Annotated in this window: 13 protein-coding genes; all 13 read left to right on the forward strand. The window is 39.7% G+C overall.

The window, feature by feature from the left end; genetic code table 11:
* The first annotated feature begins 118 nt into the window (after positions 1–118).
* Complete coding sequence (locus CBM24_RS17225; RefSeq protein WP_088162101.1) at positions 119–1,432, forward strand: ATP-binding protein; 1,314 nt, start codon at positions 119–121, stop codon at positions 1,430–1,432.
* Between the two features lie 90 nt (positions 1,433–1,522).
* Complete coding sequence (locus tag CBM24_RS17230) at positions 1,523–2,122, forward strand: TetR/AcrR family transcriptional regulator (RefSeq protein WP_088162102.1); 600 nt, start codon at positions 1,523–1,525, stop codon at positions 2,120–2,122.
* A 78-nt stretch (positions 2,123–2,200) separates the two neighbouring features.
* Positions 2,201–3,403, forward strand: coding sequence for an efflux RND transporter periplasmic adaptor subunit (locus tag CBM24_RS17235; protein WP_088162103.1), 1,203 nt, complete (start codon positions 2,201–2,203; stop codon positions 3,401–3,403).
* Between the two features lie 14 nt (positions 3,404–3,417).
* On the forward strand, positions 3,418–6,606 hold the full coding sequence (locus CBM24_RS17240) for an efflux RND transporter permease subunit (protein WP_088162104.1): 3,189 nt from the start codon (positions 3,418–3,420) through the stop codon (positions 6,604–6,606).
* Between the two features lie 24 nt (positions 6,607–6,630).
* A complete protein-coding gene (locus CBM24_RS17245) occupies positions 6,631–8,058 on the forward strand; it encodes an efflux transporter outer membrane subunit (protein ID WP_088162105.1) in 1,428 nt (475 codons plus the stop codon).
* Positions 8,059–8,346: 288 nt separating this feature from the next.
* Positions 8,347–8,829, forward strand: coding sequence for a DUF4822 domain-containing protein (locus CBM24_RS17250; RefSeq protein ID WP_075993253.1), 483 nt, complete (start codon positions 8,347–8,349; stop codon positions 8,827–8,829).
* Positions 8,830–9,216: 387 nt separating this feature from the next.
* Positions 9,217–10,320 carry a sensor histidine kinase gene (locus CBM24_RS17255; protein WP_088162106.1) on the forward strand — a complete coding sequence of 368 codons (1,104 nt, stop codon included), beginning with the start codon at positions 9,217–9,219 and terminating at the stop codon, positions 10,318–10,320.
* Entirely contained in the window at positions 10,320–11,081 is a 762-nt protein-coding gene (locus tag CBM24_RS17260; protein WP_075993255.1) for a LytR/AlgR family response regulator transcription factor, read from the forward strand. Before CBM24_RS17255 ends, CBM24_RS17260 begins: the two co-directional genes overlap by 1 nt.
* 242 nt (positions 11,082–11,323) lie before the next feature.
* Positions 11,324–12,442 carry an efflux RND transporter periplasmic adaptor subunit gene (locus CBM24_RS17265; protein ID WP_088162107.1) on the forward strand — a complete coding sequence of 373 codons (1,119 nt, stop codon included), beginning with the start codon at positions 11,324–11,326 and terminating at the stop codon, positions 12,440–12,442.
* 118 nt (positions 12,443–12,560) lie between these two features.
* Positions 12,561–15,722, forward strand: coding sequence for an efflux RND transporter permease subunit (locus CBM24_RS17270; protein WP_088162108.1), 3,162 nt, complete (start codon positions 12,561–12,563; stop codon positions 15,720–15,722).
* Between the two features lies 1 nt (position 15,723).
* On the forward strand, positions 15,724–17,160 hold the full coding sequence (locus CBM24_RS17275) for an efflux transporter outer membrane subunit (RefSeq protein WP_088162109.1): 1,437 nt from the start codon (positions 15,724–15,726) through the stop codon (positions 17,158–17,160).
* Between the two features lie 291 nt (positions 17,161–17,451).
* On the forward strand, positions 17,452–18,321 hold the full coding sequence (locus CBM24_RS17280; RefSeq protein ID WP_088163609.1) for a DMT family transporter: 870 nt from the start codon (positions 17,452–17,454) through the stop codon (positions 18,319–18,321).
* Positions 18,322–18,556: 235 nt separating this feature from the next.
* Positions 18,557–18,922 (forward strand): VOC family protein, encoded by a 366-nt coding sequence (locus CBM24_RS17285; protein WP_046674543.1) that lies wholly within the window; start codon positions 18,557–18,559, stop codon positions 18,920–18,922.
* The last annotated feature ends 21 nt before the right edge of the window (positions 18,923–18,943 follow it).

The following is an 18,943-nucleotide window of genomic DNA, read 5'->3' on the forward strand; positions in this document are numbered from 1 at the left end:
TGCTTATTTTTTCACATTTTTGATCAAGAGATCTAAAAAATAGTGTACATTGAAATGGAATTAATCGACCAAATTATTTCCATCTTTTTTACAAGTTTTAAGCTAAACCGCCTTTACGATGAAGAGGAGCACAAAAATAACCAACCAAAGTATCGAATCTGCAGGACTTCCCAAAGACCCTAAACATGCCATTGCTGAATATATCTGGAATGGATTTGATGCAAAAGCCACACAGATCGAACTCTCCATAGACAGTAATGAATTAGGCTACATTAATCGTATAAGCATACAGGACAATGGTGAAGGCATACCCCTAGAGACACTTTCTTCCTCATTTGGAAACTTTTTGGATTCTATAAAAAAGAACAGCCTCAAACGCAGCTCCTATACAAGAGGAAAAAAGGGAAAGGGCCGATTTTCTTTCTCGCTTTTTGCAACGCGTGCAATTTGGAATACTGTTTTTCAGAAGGATGAATATTTCTCAAACTACCGAATTCAAATCGATCGCGAAAGTAAAGAGCAATACGATATCAGTGAAAGCTCGCCGGTAGGACATAAAAATACAGGAACACAAGTTACTTTTGAAGGCGTTTTTGGACTTAATGCTACTGTTTTTGAAAGCGATGACTTTAACAATTTCCTCGCACAAGAATTCGGTTGGTTTCTTTACTTGAATAAGGAAAGGGATTACGCCATACGCGTCAATGGAAAGCTGTTGGTTTATGATCATTTAATCCAGGAGACAGACCAGCTTTCGTGGACAGGCTATAGCCCGGATCGTGATACTTCTTATCATTTCACCATCAATTACATTCGCTGGAACCAGCAAATTGGTGATCGATATTATTATTATTTTCTTAATAGTGATAAAAAGGAAATTGCCAAAGTACTTAGCAGTTTCAATAATAACGCGATCAATTTCCACCACTCTGTCTATGTGGAATCTACTTTCTTTGATCATTTCGAACAACAAGATATCCTCCTATCTACAGAAGATAATCTTTTCTCGGGGAAAGCCAAACAAGTTATTTATCGAAATTTACTTGCTGAATTACGTGATTTACTCGATAGAAAGCAAAAAAAATATGTACTTGAGCACGCTGTCGCTGTAAAATTAACAGATCTTGAAAGAAAGGGCCTACTACCCGCCTACAACAACTCGGAAGAGGATAAAAAAAGAAAAAACCTATTGTTAGCATTAGTACAGGAATTATATATTGTAGATCCACGCATTTTCTTCGGCATTAAAACAGACCTTATCCGCACCTATCTTGGTTTCATCGACCTGTTATTACAATCGGAAAAAAGTACGGAAATTCTCCCTATCATCGAACAGGCACTTCCCCTAACTGAGAAAGAAAAGAATCGCATAAAACAGATTGTAACCCTTGCTGCAAGCCCTGAAAACGCTTCTTCCAAACCGAAAAAATAAGGCCTTTTTATTTAATGACTTTTAGATGTCAATAAATAAAATTAAAAGTATCACTTTTGCCTAACACTGTTAAATTATTTACACATTAGCATGGGTAGTAAAGAACGCATACAACGGCTCAAAGATGAAAATAGAACCAATATTCTAGATGCTGCGCTCCAAATCGTCAAAGAAGAAGGATGGCAAGCCCTGAGTATGCGCAAAATTGCAGATATCATTGAATATACTGCCCCCATGATATACGAGTATTTCGCCAATAAAGATGCCATTTTGATGGAACTTGCCAACCAAGGCTATCTCCTGCTTGCCAAAAAAGTAAAGCAAGCCAAATCAACTGAAACCGATCTGGAGAAGCAATTGGAAGCAATGTGGTTTAGCTATTGGGATTTCGCCTTCGAAGAACGGGAATTATATCAGTTAATGTTCGGTGTGGGAACTGCCTGTTGTGGATTTGAAAAAACGTATAAATGTGCAGAATCCCATGGGAAATTGATAAGTGATGTCATCCGTGAAATCATGAAAGAGAAAAATCCATCCGAAGAATTGATCTGTAGAAAGTATTTCACCTACTGGTCTATTATACATGGATTGATTTCGATCAATCTGGTAAACCAAGGTAATGGCGAAAATACCAATCAAGAAGTATTAAAGGATGCTATTTACGGCATCACACGCTCCCTGACTGACTAAATTTTTTTACAGCAAAAAATACAACGTTAAAAAATCTAACACCGTTAAATACACCAAAACTTCAATTTTTAATATCACATGAAAACAAATTTATCACCAAGTCTTAAAAAGATTTACGTTCCAGCACTTAACAGTGTTAAACGAATTAATATCGTAAAGACAGCATATGTGTTGAGTGCAATCTTTCTATACAGTTGCTCAACCGGAACAAGTAAACCCATTGATCCACCACCAGTTAACCTTCCGGTCGTTACCATCGAGAACGGTAACGAGACCGTTTACCAGGAATATCCAGCGACTATTGAAGCTTCCGCCAATATTGAGATCAGACCTCAGGTAGAGGGAATTTTGGAAAACATCTATGTCGATGAAGGAGCCAAAGTAACTAAAGGTCAAGCACTTTTCAAGATAAACGACCGCCCCTATCAGGAACAATTAAACCAAGCGAAGGCAAATTTACTGGCAGCAAAAGCTAGTCTGGAAAATGCGGAGTTAGAAGTCGAAAAGAAAACAAAGCTGGTGAATACCAAAGTACTGACAGACTTCCAGCTAAAAACAGCTATTAGCGAACGTAATGCCGCTAAAGCAAACGTACAATTGGCGCTATCGGCCGTTGAAACTGCAAAAATCAATGTCGGATATACGCTAATACGGGCTTCAGCCGAAGGATACATCGGTAGATTACAGCGCAAGCAAGGGAGTTTGGTTGGTCCTACAGACGCACAACCACTTACCGCATTGTCAAATGTAAGAGATCTTCATGTTTATTTCTCACTGGGAGAAAATGACTTTATCGCATTCAAAAACAATACAGAAGGGAGCAACTTACAACAAAAGCTTCACAACCTCCCTCCGATCAGCCTAGTTCTTTCGGATCAGACAATTTATGATCAGAAAGGAAAAATAGATATGGTGGACGGGCAGTTTGATAAAAATACCGGTGCGATTACACTTCGTGCAACGTTCAACAATCCGGAGGGAGTTTTACGCAATGGAAATACGGGGCGTGTAAGACTACAGAAGAAGTATGAACAAGCATTATTGGTACCGCAGCTTGCTACCCTTGAAATGCAGGATAAAATCTTCGTTTATACCGTTGGTAAAGAAAATAAAGTTGTTCAACAGCCTATTACTGTCATTGGAAAAAGTGGTGCAAACTACCTGGTAAGTAAAGGACTGAATGCGGGAGATCGAATTGTCTACAAAGGCATTGACTTGCTTCAGGATGGTCAGAAAATTACACCACAAGCCTTATCAAGAGATAGCATCAATTCATTATAATATTAGAAAATCACATGCTTAAGAAATTTATAGAAAGACCTGTACTTGCTACCGTTATCTCCATATTACTTGTCATATTGGGGGTGATTGGTATCCTCAAACTGCCATTGCAGCAGTTTCCCGATATTGCACCGCCCGCAGTGCAAGTAACGGCATTATATCCTGGGGCAAATGCCGAAACCGTCCTTCGTGCCGTAGCCCCCTCACTCGAAGAGTCAATCAACGGTGTTGAAAATATGAGCTACATGAGCTCTACCGCCAGTAACGACGGTTCGTTAATGATTACGGTATATTTTAAACTTGGTACAGACCCTGACCAAGCTGCTGTAAACGTCCAAAATCGTGTGGCTCAGGCAACCAGCCAATTGCCAGCTGAGGTTGTACAAGCCGGGATCACCACCGCAAAACAGCAAAACAGCTTGATCATGGTATTGGATCTTTATACGGAAGATCAGAGTAAATACGATCAGACCTTTATTACCAATTACGCCCAGATCAATATCATTCCTGAACTGAAGCGGATACCCGGCGTGGGACAAGCATTGGCATTTGGTGGTAGTAAAGACTACTCCATGCGTGTATGGCTCAATCCAAATCAAATGGCGACCTATAAATTAACGCCTGAGGAAGTAATGGCCGCCATCCAAGATAAAAACGTCGAAGCTGCTCCGGGTAAATTCGGAGAGAGCAGCCGTGAAGCTTTTGAATTTGTAATCAAATATAAAGGTAAACTCAACCAGCCAAGTGATTACGAAAATATTATTATCCGCTCCAATACAGACGGTTCTGTATTAAAACTCAAAGACGTCGCTCGTGTCGAACTGGGATCTTATACCTATGCGAGTCATACGCGCATCAACGGTAAAGCAGGATTGAATATTGGGGTCATGCAGCTTGCAGGTTCGAATGCAAATGAAATTCAGATTGCCATTCAAAAATTCATGGAGAAAGCCTCTTTAAGCTTTCCAAAAGGTGTCAAATATCTCGTTTTATACAACACAAAAGATGCACTTGATCAATCCATTGACCAAGTAAAACATACACTAGTTGAAGCATTTATACTGGTATTTTTAGTTGTCTTTCTATTCCTTCAAGATTTTAGATCGACATTGATACCAGCGATTGCGGTACCGGTAGCCATCGTGGGAACATTTTTCTTCATGCAGCTCTTCGGCTTTTCAATCAACCTACTGACTTTGTTTGCTCTGGTACTAGCCATTGGGATTGTCGTCGATGACGCGATTGTGGTTGTGGAGGCTGTTCATGCCAAGATGGAGCATGAAAATCTCCCGCCTAAGCTTGCTACGACATCTGCCATGAGTGAGATCACAGGCGCCATCATCTCGATTACATTGGTGATGTCTGCCGTATTCCTTCCCATCGGCTTTATGGAAGGTTCAACCGGGGTATTTTATAGACAATTTGCTTTCACCTTGGCGATTGCAATCGTTATTTCAGCAATCAATGCCTTGACACTAAGCCCTGCGTTATGTGCGCTCTTCTTAAAACCAACGCATCATGGTCATGCTGATGCCAAGAAACTTAATTTCAAAGAGCGTTTCTTCGCTGGATTCAATGTCGGATTTGATCGGTTGACGAAGAATTATTTAGGTAGTTTACGCTTCTTGATCCGTTATAAGTGGGTTGCATTTGCAGGATTGGGAATTACCCTACTTTTGACTGTATTTATGATCCGTAAAACACCTACTGGATTCATCCCATCAGAGGATCAAGGATTCATTGCTGTATCCTTATCTATGCCAGCAGGTGCTTCTTTGGATCGTACCTCTGGAGCATTAGCCGAAGCAGAGAAGCAACTTCAACATGCTGATTTTACCAAAACTTTAAATGTACTTGCTGGTTTCAATATTTTGACACAATCCACAAGTCCATCAGCAGGTGTTGCATTTATCCTCCTTAAACCACATGAAGAACGTGGTAAGATAAAAGACATCAATGCTATTATGGCCGATGTCAATCAGCGATTGGCAAATATCAAAGGCGCAAATTTCTTTGTCTTTACCTTCCCTACTGTCCCAGGATTCAGTAACGTGGATGGTCTGGATATGGTACTGCAGGACCGGACCGGTGGACAACTCGGAAAATTCAGTGGCATAGGCCAAAAGTTTATTGGCGAATTGATGAAACGTCCAGAAATTATGATGGCTTTCACAACCTTTAAAGCGGATTATCCACAATATGAACTCCAGGTAGATGATATCAAAGCAGAACAACTTGGCGTAAGCACAAAAAGCATTTTACAGACTATGCAAGCCTATTTTGGTAGTGCCCAAGCCTCAGATTTTAATCGTTTTGGAAAGTATTATCGTGTGATGGTTCAAGCTGATGCCAAGGATAGAAGTGAACCAACTTCAATGGACGGTATTTTTGTAAAAAACAGATTGGGAGACATGGTTCCCATCAATACATTAGTCAAATTAGAACGTGTATATGGTCCGGAAACTGCATCTCGTTACAACTTATTTAATTCGATTGGAATAAATGCGATACCAAAACCAGGATATAGTTCTGGAGATGCTATCCGTGCGGTTGAAGAAGTTGCAAAACAACAATTGCCGACCGGATTTACTTATGAGTTCTCAGGTATGACTAAAGAAGAAATTGTCTCCGGAGGCCAATCCACATTGATTTTTATTCTCTGTCTGATATTCGTTTATTTTCTGCTTGCGGCACAATATGAAAGCTATATCATTCCATTGGCGGTTATTCTCTCCATTCCTACAGGTATATTTGGGGTCTTCGCAGCAATTAGCTTCACTGATATTGCCAACAACATCTATGTACAAGTTGCACTCGTTATGTTGATTGGATTATTGGCCAAAAATGCCATTCTGATCGTAGAATTTGCCATCCAAGGGCGTAAACAGGGACTATCAATTCCTAGTGCCGCACTTAAAGCAGCGAGATTACGTTTGAGACCTATTATTATGACTTCTTTAGCTTTTATCGTTGGTATGATTCCAATGATGACAGCGGTAGGTCCATCAGCGCAAGGAAATCACTCAATCAGTATTGCCGCTGCGGGAGGGATGTTCACTGGAGTAGTTTTAGGACTCTTTATTATCCCTATTCTCTTTATTTTCTTCCAATTTATCCAAGAGAAAATAGGAGGTTCTCCAAAGCAAAAACAACATGAAAACAATGCCGTTTCGTTGGAAATACCCGTGCATACAAACAATTAGTATATCATGACAGCATTTAAATATATGAATAGTAAATCAAAATTACTGACGGTTTTCATCTTATCCTTTGTCGCATGGTCTTGCAAAACAGATAAGTTGGTCAGCAATCAACACCTTGCCCCCAACTTACCCGAACAGTACCGCGACCAGGCTAAAGCTCCGCAGGAAACTAGCATAGGTTCTATTCCATGGCGTGATTTTTTTAAGGATCAAGTCTTACAAACCTTGATCGATAGTGCTATACAACATAACTTAGATATGCAACTGGCACTAAAAAATATAGAAGCGTCTCAACTGAGCCTGAAACAAGCAAAAGCAAACTATCTTCCCACGGCCCAACTACAGATCCGCGGAAATAGTACCAACCCATCCAATAATAGTATGAATGGATTGAGCCTGGGGCAGTTTTTAGGCCAACACCATGTGGAAGATTATACGGCATCCTTAGGTTTATCCTGGGAGGCCGACATATGGGGTAAAATCAAAAACCAAAATATCGCTGCTTTAGCTTCCTATCTACAGACAGAAGAAGCGAAAAAAGTAATTCAAACCCAATTAATTGCACAAGTTGCACAAGGTTATTATCAACTACTGATGCTTTATCAATTGCGTGATATCGCCAAACAAAACTTGCAATTGAGCGATACAACTTTACGCATTGTCCAGCAACAATATGAAGTTGGTGACATTACGCTGCTTGCGTTGGAACAGGTCGATGCGCAGCGATTGTCTGCAGCTGCCTTGATCCCAGACTTTGAACAACAGATCCGTATTCAGGAAAATGCCATTCAGATTCTTAGCGGAAAACTCCCGCAGGAAATTAAAATAGGGGAGAAATTGTCGAATATTCAATTCCCCGAAGAATTAGCAACTGGCGTCCCAGCCGATTTGTTAAGTCATCGTCCGGATGTAAAACAAGCTGAACTGGCTATTACAGCTTCACAAGCTTATCAACAATACGCAAAGGCACGCATGTATCCTTCCTTGGTTATTAGCGCCGAAGCAGGAGTAAATGCATTCAAGGCAAGCAATTGGTTCAACTTACCGGCTTCATTATTTGGGGCAATTACAGGAAGTATTACGCAGCCAATTTTACAGCGGAAGGAATTGAAAACTCAATATGAACTGGCACGTGTCGAACAAGAAAAGAACGTACTGATCTTCAAGCAAAAAGTAATCTCAGCAGCTGGAGAAGTTTCCGATGCTTTAATTTCAATTCAAAAATTGAAAGAAAAACAAAAGATTACTTCGGATAGAACGACGCGTCTAAAGGAAGCAACGAAGCACGCCAATCTTTTATTTGAAACAGGAATGGCCACTTACTTGGAAGTAATTACAGCACAAAGCAATATCTTGCAAAGTGAGCTCGAACTTGCTCAGGTAAAAAAAGCGGAGCTTTCTGCAGTTGTTGACCTGTATCGTTCATTAGGTGGTGGATGGAGCAACAACTAATGCTATAAAAAAAGCAATTTTCTAATTTTATTATACATATCTGGTAGATGGGGGGCTTTAGGGTCCCCTGTTTTATTTTTATCCGAAGGGCATTCTACCATCACCTTTAATTTGTTTCCATGTAAAGCATACTTCAAAGCAAATTAAAAGCAAGCTTTTTCTTTTGTTTAACCTTCTTCTACAACGCGATCTCATTCAATTTATAAATCCTTCAAACCTTGGAATAAAAGAGACAAACGCAGCTGAAACAATGCGATTATTTTTGTGACATCATATAAATTTTATAAAATGAGAGATTTAAAAAAAATTGCATTAGCGGTATGTATCGCCTTAAGCACATTAGTAGCGATGAGCTGCAGTAAAGATGACGAAACTGTTGTTGAACCACAGCTTACACCAAGCGAAATATTGGCCAGTACACCCTGGGAAACAACAAACGCAAAGAATAATAAAGGAGAAAGTGTAGTGTTAACAGATGCGAATGTGTCAAATTTTGTAGGATTTGCTTATTTCAAATCTGACGGTACATTTACAATGTTCAATCTTGACAATTCTCCCAAAATGCACGGCGACTGGACCGTATCTGCAGATGGTAAAACGAGAACAATTGTTGCTAAAAATGCTGCTGGTGAAACATTGTTTACTCGTGTGGTTGATATTACTGTATTAACGAAGAAAGAATTCACGTATAGAGTTTATCCAAACGCGAATGACAAAACAATCTATTTCGATATTATCCATACACCAACAACGCATCAAGAGCCAAAATAATTTACACGATAACACATCGAAAAAATAGTTACTTCAGTAAAACAGAAAGGCTTGACGAAACGATGTCAAGCCTTTCTGTTTATAGCTAAAAACGAGCCCCTTAACCAGAGTCATTCTTTTACACTGTTATATCAACAGATCACAAAAAAAACAATAACAACAAGATTTACAATCCATTAAAAAAAACAGAACATCCGAATTTCATAAAAAATTATATTCTGATATGCCAAGGCAAGATAATCTATCGGCCTTCGTCAATATACGTCTGAGTACATCAAATTGATATTTCAGTCGGGGCTTTATACGCTTCAGCAGAAATTTGTCGTCCAATACTAAAAGGAATTACGAAATTTGCATAGATTTCACCGATACATATAAGTTAAAAGAATGCAGGATATAGCGATCTATAAAAACGATAAGACTCTAATTAGTACAAATAAAAAAAGGCTGATATTTACCTTTCTGTCCTTTCTGCTTATTTATCTCGTCGCCTATATTATTGATCCTTTCTCGAGTTGCTGGGATGGCTATTTTAAACGGAATATGTTCGAAATACTCGGTGAATGGACATTTACGATCATTTACAGCTTTATCATTTCCGAATTTAGTATCATTGTCCATGACAAGCTTAATAAGTTCTTAACTTGGAAAGATAGTCCGACAGAGCGACTTCTACTTGAAACCGTCATCAACCTTTTTGCAGTACTCTTTATCAATTTACTGCTGGAGTACCTGATTTCAAAATATTATTTTGGACCTCAAAATGTTACTATAGCCCCATCTTTGGAGGAAAAAAGGGGGATGATTCAAAACATTACAATCAGTGTATTGATTGCGCTCATGATAATGGGGATCAATATTGGTAGTCATTTGATCACTAACTGGAAAAATGAGTCCATGCGTGCGGCAAAGCTCGATCAGGTCATTCTTGAAACAGAACTTCAATCGTTAAAATTACAGATCGACCCCCATTTTGTCTTTAATAACCTGAGCGTGCTCTCAGAAATCATCCTCGAAGACCAACAATTAGGCTATGAATATGCAGAAAACTTCTCCAAAATATATCGCTACCTTCTTGTCAATTCCAAAAAGGACATTATCTCACTCGACGAAGAACTCAACTTTCTAAATTCATACATATTTCTCATCAAAAACCGATTTGGCGATGGCGTAAACTTCGAAATAAACGTCAATCCCGCCAAACGCAATTGCCAATTACCTCCCCTTACCTTACAATTATTGGTAGAAAATGCATTAAAGCATAATCAGACAAATAAGAAAAAACCGCTGAAAATAAAGGTATACACCAACTCCCAGAATCAACTTGTTGTTGAAAATATATTAATCCCTATTGAGAATGTATCCGAATCATCGGGAATCGGGATTTCAAACATCATTAAGAGATACGATTTGCTATCCAACTTAAAACTGCAAATAAAGAATGATGGCAAAACATTTAACGTTATCCTCCCACTTTTAGCGCAAGCATAATGAATATAACCAAAGTATTAATCATCGAGGACGAAAAACTCAATGCCGATCGTTTAAAACGACTTTTGAAGGAAATAAAGCCATCCATCGTTATTTTAGATGTGCTGGATAATATCGCTGATAGCATCAACTGGTTCAATGGCAATGAACTTCCCGACCTCGTGATGATGGATATTCGTCTATCCGATGGTTTAAGCTTTGAAATATTAGAGACTATAAAAATAGATTGCCCAATCATATTTACAACAGCATTTGACGAATACGCTGTGAGGGCCTTTAAATTCAATAGCATAGATTATTTGCTTAAGCCTGTAGAAAAAACAGAGCTGGAAAACGCCATCCAAAAACTTGACTATCAAAAAGATCTCCAGATCAACCAACAACCGCTTCAAGGTTTATTGGATTTTATCTATCCGAAAGATTTTCGCTCACGCTTTCTAATTCCATTCAAAGACGGCTATAAAACCGTTCTTGTTGAAGAGATATTATACTTCTACTCCGAATTTAAACTTACCCATGCGCAACTCAAATGTGGCACTGTCGAAATTGTCCCTCAAACAATGGAAGAACTCGAACAGCAATTAAATCCAAAAGTATTTTTTCGCGCCAACAGGCAATTCATTGTGCATATAGATGCGATCAAAAGATTACATAACCACTTCAACGGAAAACTAAAAATAGAAATTAAAAATAACGATCAAGTGGAAATCCTTGTGAGCAGAGAAAAGGCTCAACTGCTAAAAAATTGGTTAGACTATTAATATTAAAACTGATCCGCTTACTCCTTTTTTCGTCAGAAAGGTAAAGTAAGTTTTTCGCGATGAAGAAGGGGATGTCAATCGGTAAGACCAATATCTCCAACACAATTGGATCGGATCATTTAATATCGTAAAATTCAGATCATCACTGATACGTTTCAGTAAGCAATTGTAACGTCTCGGTAGATTTCTTTGCCTTATGGCTTAAAAGAATTCTTTTCTTTGTTTCATTATAAAATGATAAAATGGCACAAAGAACGATGACTTTAAAACCTTTCCTTACACTTATTACAGCAGCAGCATTATTATCGTCCTGTGGAGGCAACCAAGAACAACCGCAAGAGCAGGCAGTTACTGTTGACTTTATCGAATTATCTCCTACCCACGCGGAGACCGAAAAAAAATATCCTGGTACATTAGAGGGGACCGTCAACGTCGATGTCAAAGCGCAGGTAACGGGGTATCTCGAGCAGATTTATGTCAAAGAAGGAGACTATGTATCCCAGGGTCAACCCCTTTTCAAAATAAAAGCTGATGTCTACAACGAACAAGTAAACAACAGCAAGGCAGCTTACCAAGCTGCTTTATCGGCAGAACAAAACGCGAAATTGGAGATTGAAAAAATCAAACCACTTGTTGAGGGTAAAGTGTATACCGAATTACAGTTAAAAACTGCAGAGGCCAATTATGCCGCAGCTAAAGCGCAGGTAGCGCAAGCACAAGCTGCACTCGGTTCATCTCAAATAAATGCCAAATTTACGTTGATAAATGCGCCAGTGAGTGGTTATATCGGCCGTATTCCTAATCGGATCGGAAATTTAATTACCGCAGCAGATGCGACACCTTTAACAACGCTATCTGAAATCAATACCGTAAATGTATATTTTTCATTGAGTGAGGCCGATTTTATAGCCTTTATCAAAGATCATAATAACAAAACATCCAATCAACAAGCAACGCTATTACTGGCTGATGGAACAGCATACAACCATTCGGGGAAAGTAGAGTTAGCCAGTGGTAACATCGACAGAACAACAGGAAGCATGGCACTTAAAGCAAGTTTCATCAATCCCGAAAAAATTCTCCGTTCGGGTGGCTCAGCAAAAGTAATCTTGAAAAAAGCGCATGAAAACGTATTGTTGGTACCTATGGCCGCTGTCAAGGATATTCAAGACCGCTATTTCGTTTATGTTATTGGTGAGAAAAATAAAATTTCCATGAAACAGATTGAAATTGCAGGAAATACAGCTAACGCCTACTTACTTAAATCGGGACTCACAGCTGGTGAAAAAATCGTTATGAATAGAATTGATATGCTTAATGATGGAATGCAAGTTCAACCGACTAAAAAATCCACCATGTAACAAGGATAGCAGGTATAGCAAAAGCTGAACTGCTCAAAGAATGGCAACAAGGCTATACATTCAGTATTCACTTTTGAAAAAAAAACGGTACTAAAAGCTTTATAAAATTTAAACTAAAATGTTAAAGAAATTTATTGACAGGCCAGTTTTGGCAACTGTTATATCTATCATATTTGTCATACTGGGGGTCATCGGTCTTTTTAGGTTGCCTCAAACGCGATTCCCGGATATCGCCCCGCCCACGGTTCAAGTTACCGGAAGCTATCCCGGAGGAAATAGCGAAACAGTATTGAGGTCAGTTGTTACACCCCTTGAAGAGCAAATCAATGGTGTGGAGGACATGGAGTACATTACATCTACTGCAAGTAATGACGGTACATTCTCTGTACGCATTGTCTTTAAAGCAGGTGTAAATCCAGATCAGGCAGCCGTAAATGTGCAAAACAGAGTACAACAGGCTACTCCTATCCTGCCACAGGAAGTTGTCCGAATGGGATTAACGACCTCCAAGCAACAAAATAGTATGATCATGATATTTAATATCTATACAGAAGATAATAAAAAATATGATGAACTATTTTTACAGAATTATGTGAACATCAACTTGATACCACAGATCAAGCGTGTACCTGGCGTTGGTCAGGCTATGGTATTCGGTTCCAAAGACTATTCGATGCGTGTATGGTTGAATCCGCAAAAAATGGCGAGTTATGGACTTGTGCCACAAGAAGTCATTGCTGCAATTTCCAAACAAAGTTTGGAATCTGCACCTGGAAAATTAGGGGAAGAATCAAAAGCACCACTAGAATATGTCATACGCTATAAAGGGAAAAAGAACCTTCCTGAACAGTATGAAAACATTATCGTCAAAAACAATAACGTTCAGATTGTACGCTTAAAGGATGTGGCACGTATCGAGTTTGGCTCGATCAGTTATAGTGGTAATTCGCAAAATAACGGCCTCAATACCGTTACCATTGGTATATTCCAGACATCAGGCTCCAACGCCAATGAAATTGAAATCGGAATCGACAAACAGATTGAAATAGCGCAACGCTCTTTCCCTCCTGGGATCAAGATTTTTAAATTGATCAGTACCAAAGAACGCTTGGATGAAAGTACGGCACAAGTACGTTCGACATTGATTGAAGCCTTCATTTTGGTTTTCCTCGTTGTATTTTTGTTCCTGCAGGATATACGGTCGACTATTATTCCAGCAATCGCAGTTCCAGTAGCTATCGTAGGTACTTTTTTCTTCCTGCTGGTGTTTGGCTTTACCATCAATATATTGACGTTATTTGCCTTAGTACTCGCCATTGGTATCGTTGTCGATGATGCAATTGTCGTTGTCGAAGCAGTACATGGAAAAATGGAGACTTCCAACTTAACCGGCAAGCAGGCTACCCATAGTGCCATGAGTGAAATCACAGGGGCTGTAATCTCCATTACCTTGGTTATGTGTGCAGTTTTTATTCCCATTGGATTTATGACAGGTTCATCGGGCATGTTTTATAAACAGTTTGCCTATACCCTTGTTATCGCCATTGTGATCTCTGCGATCAATGCCTTGACTTTAACACCAGCACTCTGCGCATTATTGCTTAAAAATACGCACGCCGAAAATCACGATGGGCAGACCCCAAAAACAGGATTTTCTCAACGTTTTTTCAAAGCGTTTAACGCTGGCTTCGAAAACATGACCAACCGATACGTTGGTTCATTAAAATTCCTGGCAAAGAAAAAATGGATTTCGGCACTTTTGATCCTGGCTACAATTGGCGTTGCTGGATACCTCATGACAAGCACTTCCAAAAGTTTTGTACCAATGGAGGATGATAACTTTGTTGTATACAGTTTGGAAATGCCCCCAGGAACAGGACTTGATCGAACCACAAAAGCAGTAGAAAAAATCGAAAAACTACTTGCCGATATCCCTTCTATTGAAAGCCATACAAGTATTACTGGATTCAATATGATCGGTAACAACTCCAGCGCAGCCTATGCAACAGGATTTATACGCCTGAAAGATAAAAAGAAACGTGGTGAGATGAACGATATCGATCAGATTCACCAAGTGATCTCGCAAAAATTATCCAGTGTCAAAGAAGGTAACGCAATGGCCTTTCGTTCCCCTCCTGTTGATGGTTATGGTATGATGAATGGCGCGGAACTCGTTTTGCAGGACAGAGCTGGTAAATCGCCGGTAGAGCTCAAAGCAATGTCCGACTCCGTTATTGCGCAGATTATGAAACAACCAGGGGTGCAGTTTGCTTATACCATGTTCAGAGCAGATTATCCACAGATGGAGTTAGAAGTAGATGAAGACAAAGCTGCCCAACTTGGCGTAGATGTCAGTGAAATGCTTTCGTCCGTTCAAACTTACTTTGCGGGTGACCAATCATTGAATTTCAATCGTTTCGGTAAATTCTATCGGATAGCAGTTAAAGCGGATGGCATCTATAGAACCGATAAAGAAGCCTTCAACGAAATATTTGTCAAGAATAATCTTGGCCAAATGGTTCCGGTGAACACTTTGGTTACACTTCGTAAAGTTTATGGTCCTGAGTCGGTAACACGTTATAATTTATACAATTCACTCACGATAAACGTGGTTAGTACGCCTGGTATCAGTAATGGTGCGATCATGGAAACATTGGAGAAAAATGTATTGACTAAGTTACCAGGAGACTATAGCTACGAATGGACGGGACTTAGCTTGGAAGAGAAGTCTTCGGGCAATCAGACCGTACTTATCCTAGCATTAAGCTTGCTATTTGTATACTTCTTACTATCAGCACAGTATGAAAGTTATTTATTGCCCCTTGCCGTCCTGTTATCAATCCCAACAGGTATGATCGGCTCTTTCCTAGGAACACGTGCCATTGGGTTGGACAACAATATCTACGTCCAGGTCGGCTTGATCATGCTCATCGGTCTTTTGGCAAAAAATGCCATTTTGATTGTTGAATTTGCTTTACAGCGGAGAAGAGCAGGCTCCTCACTCATTGATTCGGCTTTAGAAGGTGCAAGAGCTCGTCTACGCCCAATCTTGATGACTTCATTGGCTTTCATTGCGGGTATGGTCCCCTTGATGTTTGCGACCGGCGGAACGGCTACAGGTAACCATTCCATCAGTACCGGAGCAGCAATGGGTATGTTAAGCGGTGTTATCCTTGGGGTAATTATTATACCATTACTGTACCTTGTGTTCCAATATTTGCAAGAAAAAGTTTCGGGTAAAAAGCTTACGGACAATACAGTACACAATACAAACGATTAAAATGAAAAAATTTCATCACTATACAACAATTTTCGCAAGCACTACCCTGTTGTTGTCCGCATGCAGCGTGGGGAAAAAATATACACGTCAGGAGATAGCAATGCCCGAAAATTTCAAAAACAGCGAGGTTGTCTTGACGTCTGATACGCTACAGCTATCCTGGCGTAACTTTGTACAGGATCCCTTGTTGACTTCACTCATTGAGAAGGCATTATCCAACAATACAGACGTCAATGTTGCACTCCTCAACATGCAACAATTGGAACTCGCTTACAAGCAGTCTAAGAAAGGGTTATTGCCAACAGCTGATTTAAGCATTGGAGCGAATAGAACCTGGTTATCGAGCAACTCATTGAATGGCTCGCTCAGTGACCAATTTATCGGGACACCTTATATGGACGATTATAGTGCCACGCTCAGATTATCTTGGGAAGCCGATATCTGGGGAAAGGTAAAAATGCAAAAAGAGGAATCTATGGCCAATTTTTTTGGCCAAAAGGAAAATTTATCGGCTCTGAAAACCCGGGTTATTGTACAGGTCATCCAGTCCTATTATAATCTGATTGCTTTGGATGAGCAGCTTAAGATTGCACAAAGAAATGTTCAATTGAGCGACAGCACACTGAATATGATACGTTTGCAATACAACTCATCACTGGTCAGTTCGCTTGCCGTGGAGCAAGCCGAAGCTCAGAAGAAAACTGCTGAATTGTTGATTCCCCTAGCCCATCAAAACATGGCTGTAGAAGAAAATGCACTGAGCATTCTTTGCGGCGGTTTCCCCCAGGGCATTCAACGTACAGCAAGTTTAGATGATACGATTGTTGGAGACGGACTTGCTACAGGGGTGCCGGCAGAACTCTTGAGCCGCAGACCAGATGTCAGAGCAGCTGAATACGCGGTTGTGGCTGCCACAAGCAGAATGGGACTCGCCAAAGCGGCGATGTACCCTTCCATAAGCTTGACACCATCCATTGGTACAAACTCCATTCAATTTAACAAATGGTTTGATCTACCGGGTTCGATTGTGAAAACAATAGCGGGGAATATTGCACAGCCAATTTTCCAGAAAGGTGCTTTAAAAACAAACTATGAGATATCAGTCATCGAACGCGAAAAGATAGCATTGCAGTTTAAACAGTCGGTTATGGTTGCAGTTTCAGAAGTTTCGGATGCCTTGGCAAAAATCAAACATACGGAACAGCGCCTGCAACTTATCCATGCCAAATCAAATGCCCTCGCCAAAGCCACCGCTGATGCAGCCTTACTTTATAAAAGTGGGATGGCAAACTATTTGGAAGTGATAACTGCCCAAAACAATGCGCTCCAAAATGATTTGGAACGTATTACAGTAAAACGGGAAAAGCTCAACGCAGCTATAGATCTTTATCGTGCACTGGGTGGCGGAACAGATACTTTACCGCCAAATACGCCATAGAATCACAAAATAAAGGCAACTGACTAAATATATGCCCCTAGAACCAAAGACTTTCTAGGGGCTTTTTCATTCCTTTTTTGCAGCTGCGCCCAAAATTTCCTATCTTCGGGTAAATACAAATATGATGAATAGAACGAGTTGTCTTCCCCCTCCAATAGCGTAATATTTTTTCTCTATATTACTGAAGCCCAATACCAGAAATGGACCGATTTGCTGTGCTTCTTATTTACGATCAATTTTATGATTTAACACCTTTCGTCCTTAATGGACGGAACTGGAAGACAATTTCTTATGAAACATTCATATTTCATGCTGCACCTTGCTGTGCTGTGCCTGGGACTATCTGGTGTATTTGGAAAAGTGATTTCACTCAACGAGGGGATACTCACATGGTACCGTGTATTTTTAGCTGCCGTTATCCTATTTTTTATTCTAAAATGGTATAAAATACCTACAGATTTTACTTTCAAAGAGAAACTGCATATTGCAAAAAATGGGCTACTATTGACAGCATCCTGGCTATTATTCTATGCTAGCATCAAATATTCAAACATTTCCATCGGCGTGATCTGCTACTGTATGGCAAGTTTTTTCACCGCTATTTTTGCACCGATGATCAATAAAACGAAATTCAGATTGTCTGAACTTCTGTTGAGTGGACTTACGTTGTGTGGGATAGCACTGATATTTCACTTCGATACCTCACACCAGCTTGGCATAGTCTTAGGGATAATTTCTCCGGCTTTTGCCTCACTCTATGCGGTTCACAATGAAAAATTGACCAAAAAGTACAATGCAATATGCATTAACTTTTATCAAATGATCGGTGGAACAATAGGGCTGGCATGTCTACTTCCTTTTTACATTCAGCACTATCCAATCAGCACTTTCATTCCCAATGCCCTGGATATTTTCTATCTGATCATCTTATCTTTATGTTGCACTGTGGGAGTCTATCTCGCATTTACAGAAATCTTAAAGAAGATATCAGCATTTACATTGAACTTAAGCTTAAATCTTGAGCCAGTATATGCTATTTTGATTGCATTTTTACTTCTTAATGAAGCAAGAGAATTAAACCTATCCTTCTATGTTGGACTGTTTTTGGTTGTTTCATCTGTGTTATTGCAGTATTGGATCAGTAGTAAAAAGAGCGCTTAACAACCTCCATTCATTTCCCAGTCTAACGAAGATTGGGAAATGAATATTGTTTCCTCCTTGTGCCAAGCAGGTAGCCCCGATAAACAGGTAGTCCCGAAAAAAACATGTTGAAAAGAAAAATGTGTGTCATTTTCAACAAAGCCTTATATTTATGAAACGGTTCGGGTTTTAATTCCAAAACCGGCACAACCGGTCAAGCAATTTATTATATATACATTAAATAGATAGTTCCGTTATGAGCAATAGCAGTACAGAAAACAAATTTGTCAACCAGCAGATCCAATACCTTGAGTTTGTATCAAGCGACCTTGAACGTGCCAAAGCATTCTACTCAACGAGTTTCGGTTGGGAGTTTACGGATTACGGGCCAGCATATACGGCTTTTGGCGGAAAATATGTTGATGGTGGTTTTACACTTGGTGACCCCAGAAATGGCAGTATTCTCGTCGTAATCTATGCCGACGATCTGCAGGCTACGCGTGATCAGGTTATCCGTGCTGGCGGGACTATATTAAAAGATATTTTTAGCTTTCCCGGAGGAAAAAGATTTCAGTTCCAGGATCCTGACGGATATGAATTGGCCGTATGGACTGTTGAATAAAAGTTGAATACAGTATATACT

This window comes from Sphingobacterium sp. G1-14, assembly GCF_002196555.1.
GTDB lineage: Bacteria > Bacteroidota > Bacteroidia > Sphingobacteriales > Sphingobacteriaceae > Sphingobacterium > Sphingobacterium siyangense.

What these genes read in the sequence shown, in the direction of transcription:
- CBM24_RS17280 (WP_088163609.1), top strand. Translation starts at nt 17,452, where the DNA reads ATGAAACATTCATATTTCATGCTGCACCTTGCTGTGCTGTGCCTGGGA.
- CBM24_RS17245 (WP_088162105.1), top strand. Translation starts at nt 6,631, where the DNA reads ATGAATAGTAAATCAAAATTACTGACGGTTTTCATCTTATCCTTTGTC.
- CBM24_RS17270 (WP_088162108.1), top strand. Translation starts at nt 12,561, where the DNA reads ATGTTAAAGAAATTTATTGACAGGCCAGTTTTGGCAACTGTTATATCT.
- CBM24_RS17250 (WP_075993253.1), top strand. Translation starts at nt 8,347, where the DNA reads ATGAGAGATTTAAAAAAAATTGCATTAGCGGTATGTATCGCCTTAAGC.
- CBM24_RS17240 (WP_088162104.1), top strand. Translation starts at nt 3,418, where the DNA reads ATGCTTAAGAAATTTATAGAAAGACCTGTACTTGCTACCGTTATCTCC.
- CBM24_RS17275 (WP_088162109.1), top strand. Translation starts at nt 15,724, where the DNA reads ATGAAAAAATTTCATCACTATACAACAATTTTCGCAAGCACTACCCTG.
- CBM24_RS17255 (WP_088162106.1), top strand. Translation starts at nt 9,217, where the DNA reads ATGCAGGATATAGCGATCTATAAAAACGATAAGACTCTAATTAGTACA.
- CBM24_RS17285 (WP_046674543.1), top strand. Translation starts at nt 18,557, where the DNA reads ATGAGCAATAGCAGTACAGAAAACAAATTTGTCAACCAGCAGATCCAA.
- CBM24_RS17225 (WP_088162101.1), top strand. Translation starts at nt 119, where the DNA reads ATGAAGAGGAGCACAAAAATAACCAACCAAAGTATCGAATCTGCAGGA.
- CBM24_RS17235 (WP_088162103.1), top strand. Translation starts at nt 2,201, where the DNA reads ATGAAAACAAATTTATCACCAAGTCTTAAAAAGATTTACGTTCCAGCA.
- CBM24_RS17265 (WP_088162107.1), top strand. Translation starts at nt 11,324, where the DNA reads ATGGCACAAAGAACGATGACTTTAAAACCTTTCCTTACACTTATTACA.
- CBM24_RS17260 (WP_075993255.1), top strand. Translation starts at nt 10,320, where the DNA reads ATGAATATAACCAAAGTATTAATCATCGAGGACGAAAAACTCAATGCC.
- CBM24_RS17230 (WP_088162102.1), top strand. Translation starts at nt 1,523, where the DNA reads ATGGGTAGTAAAGAACGCATACAACGGCTCAAAGATGAAAATAGAACC.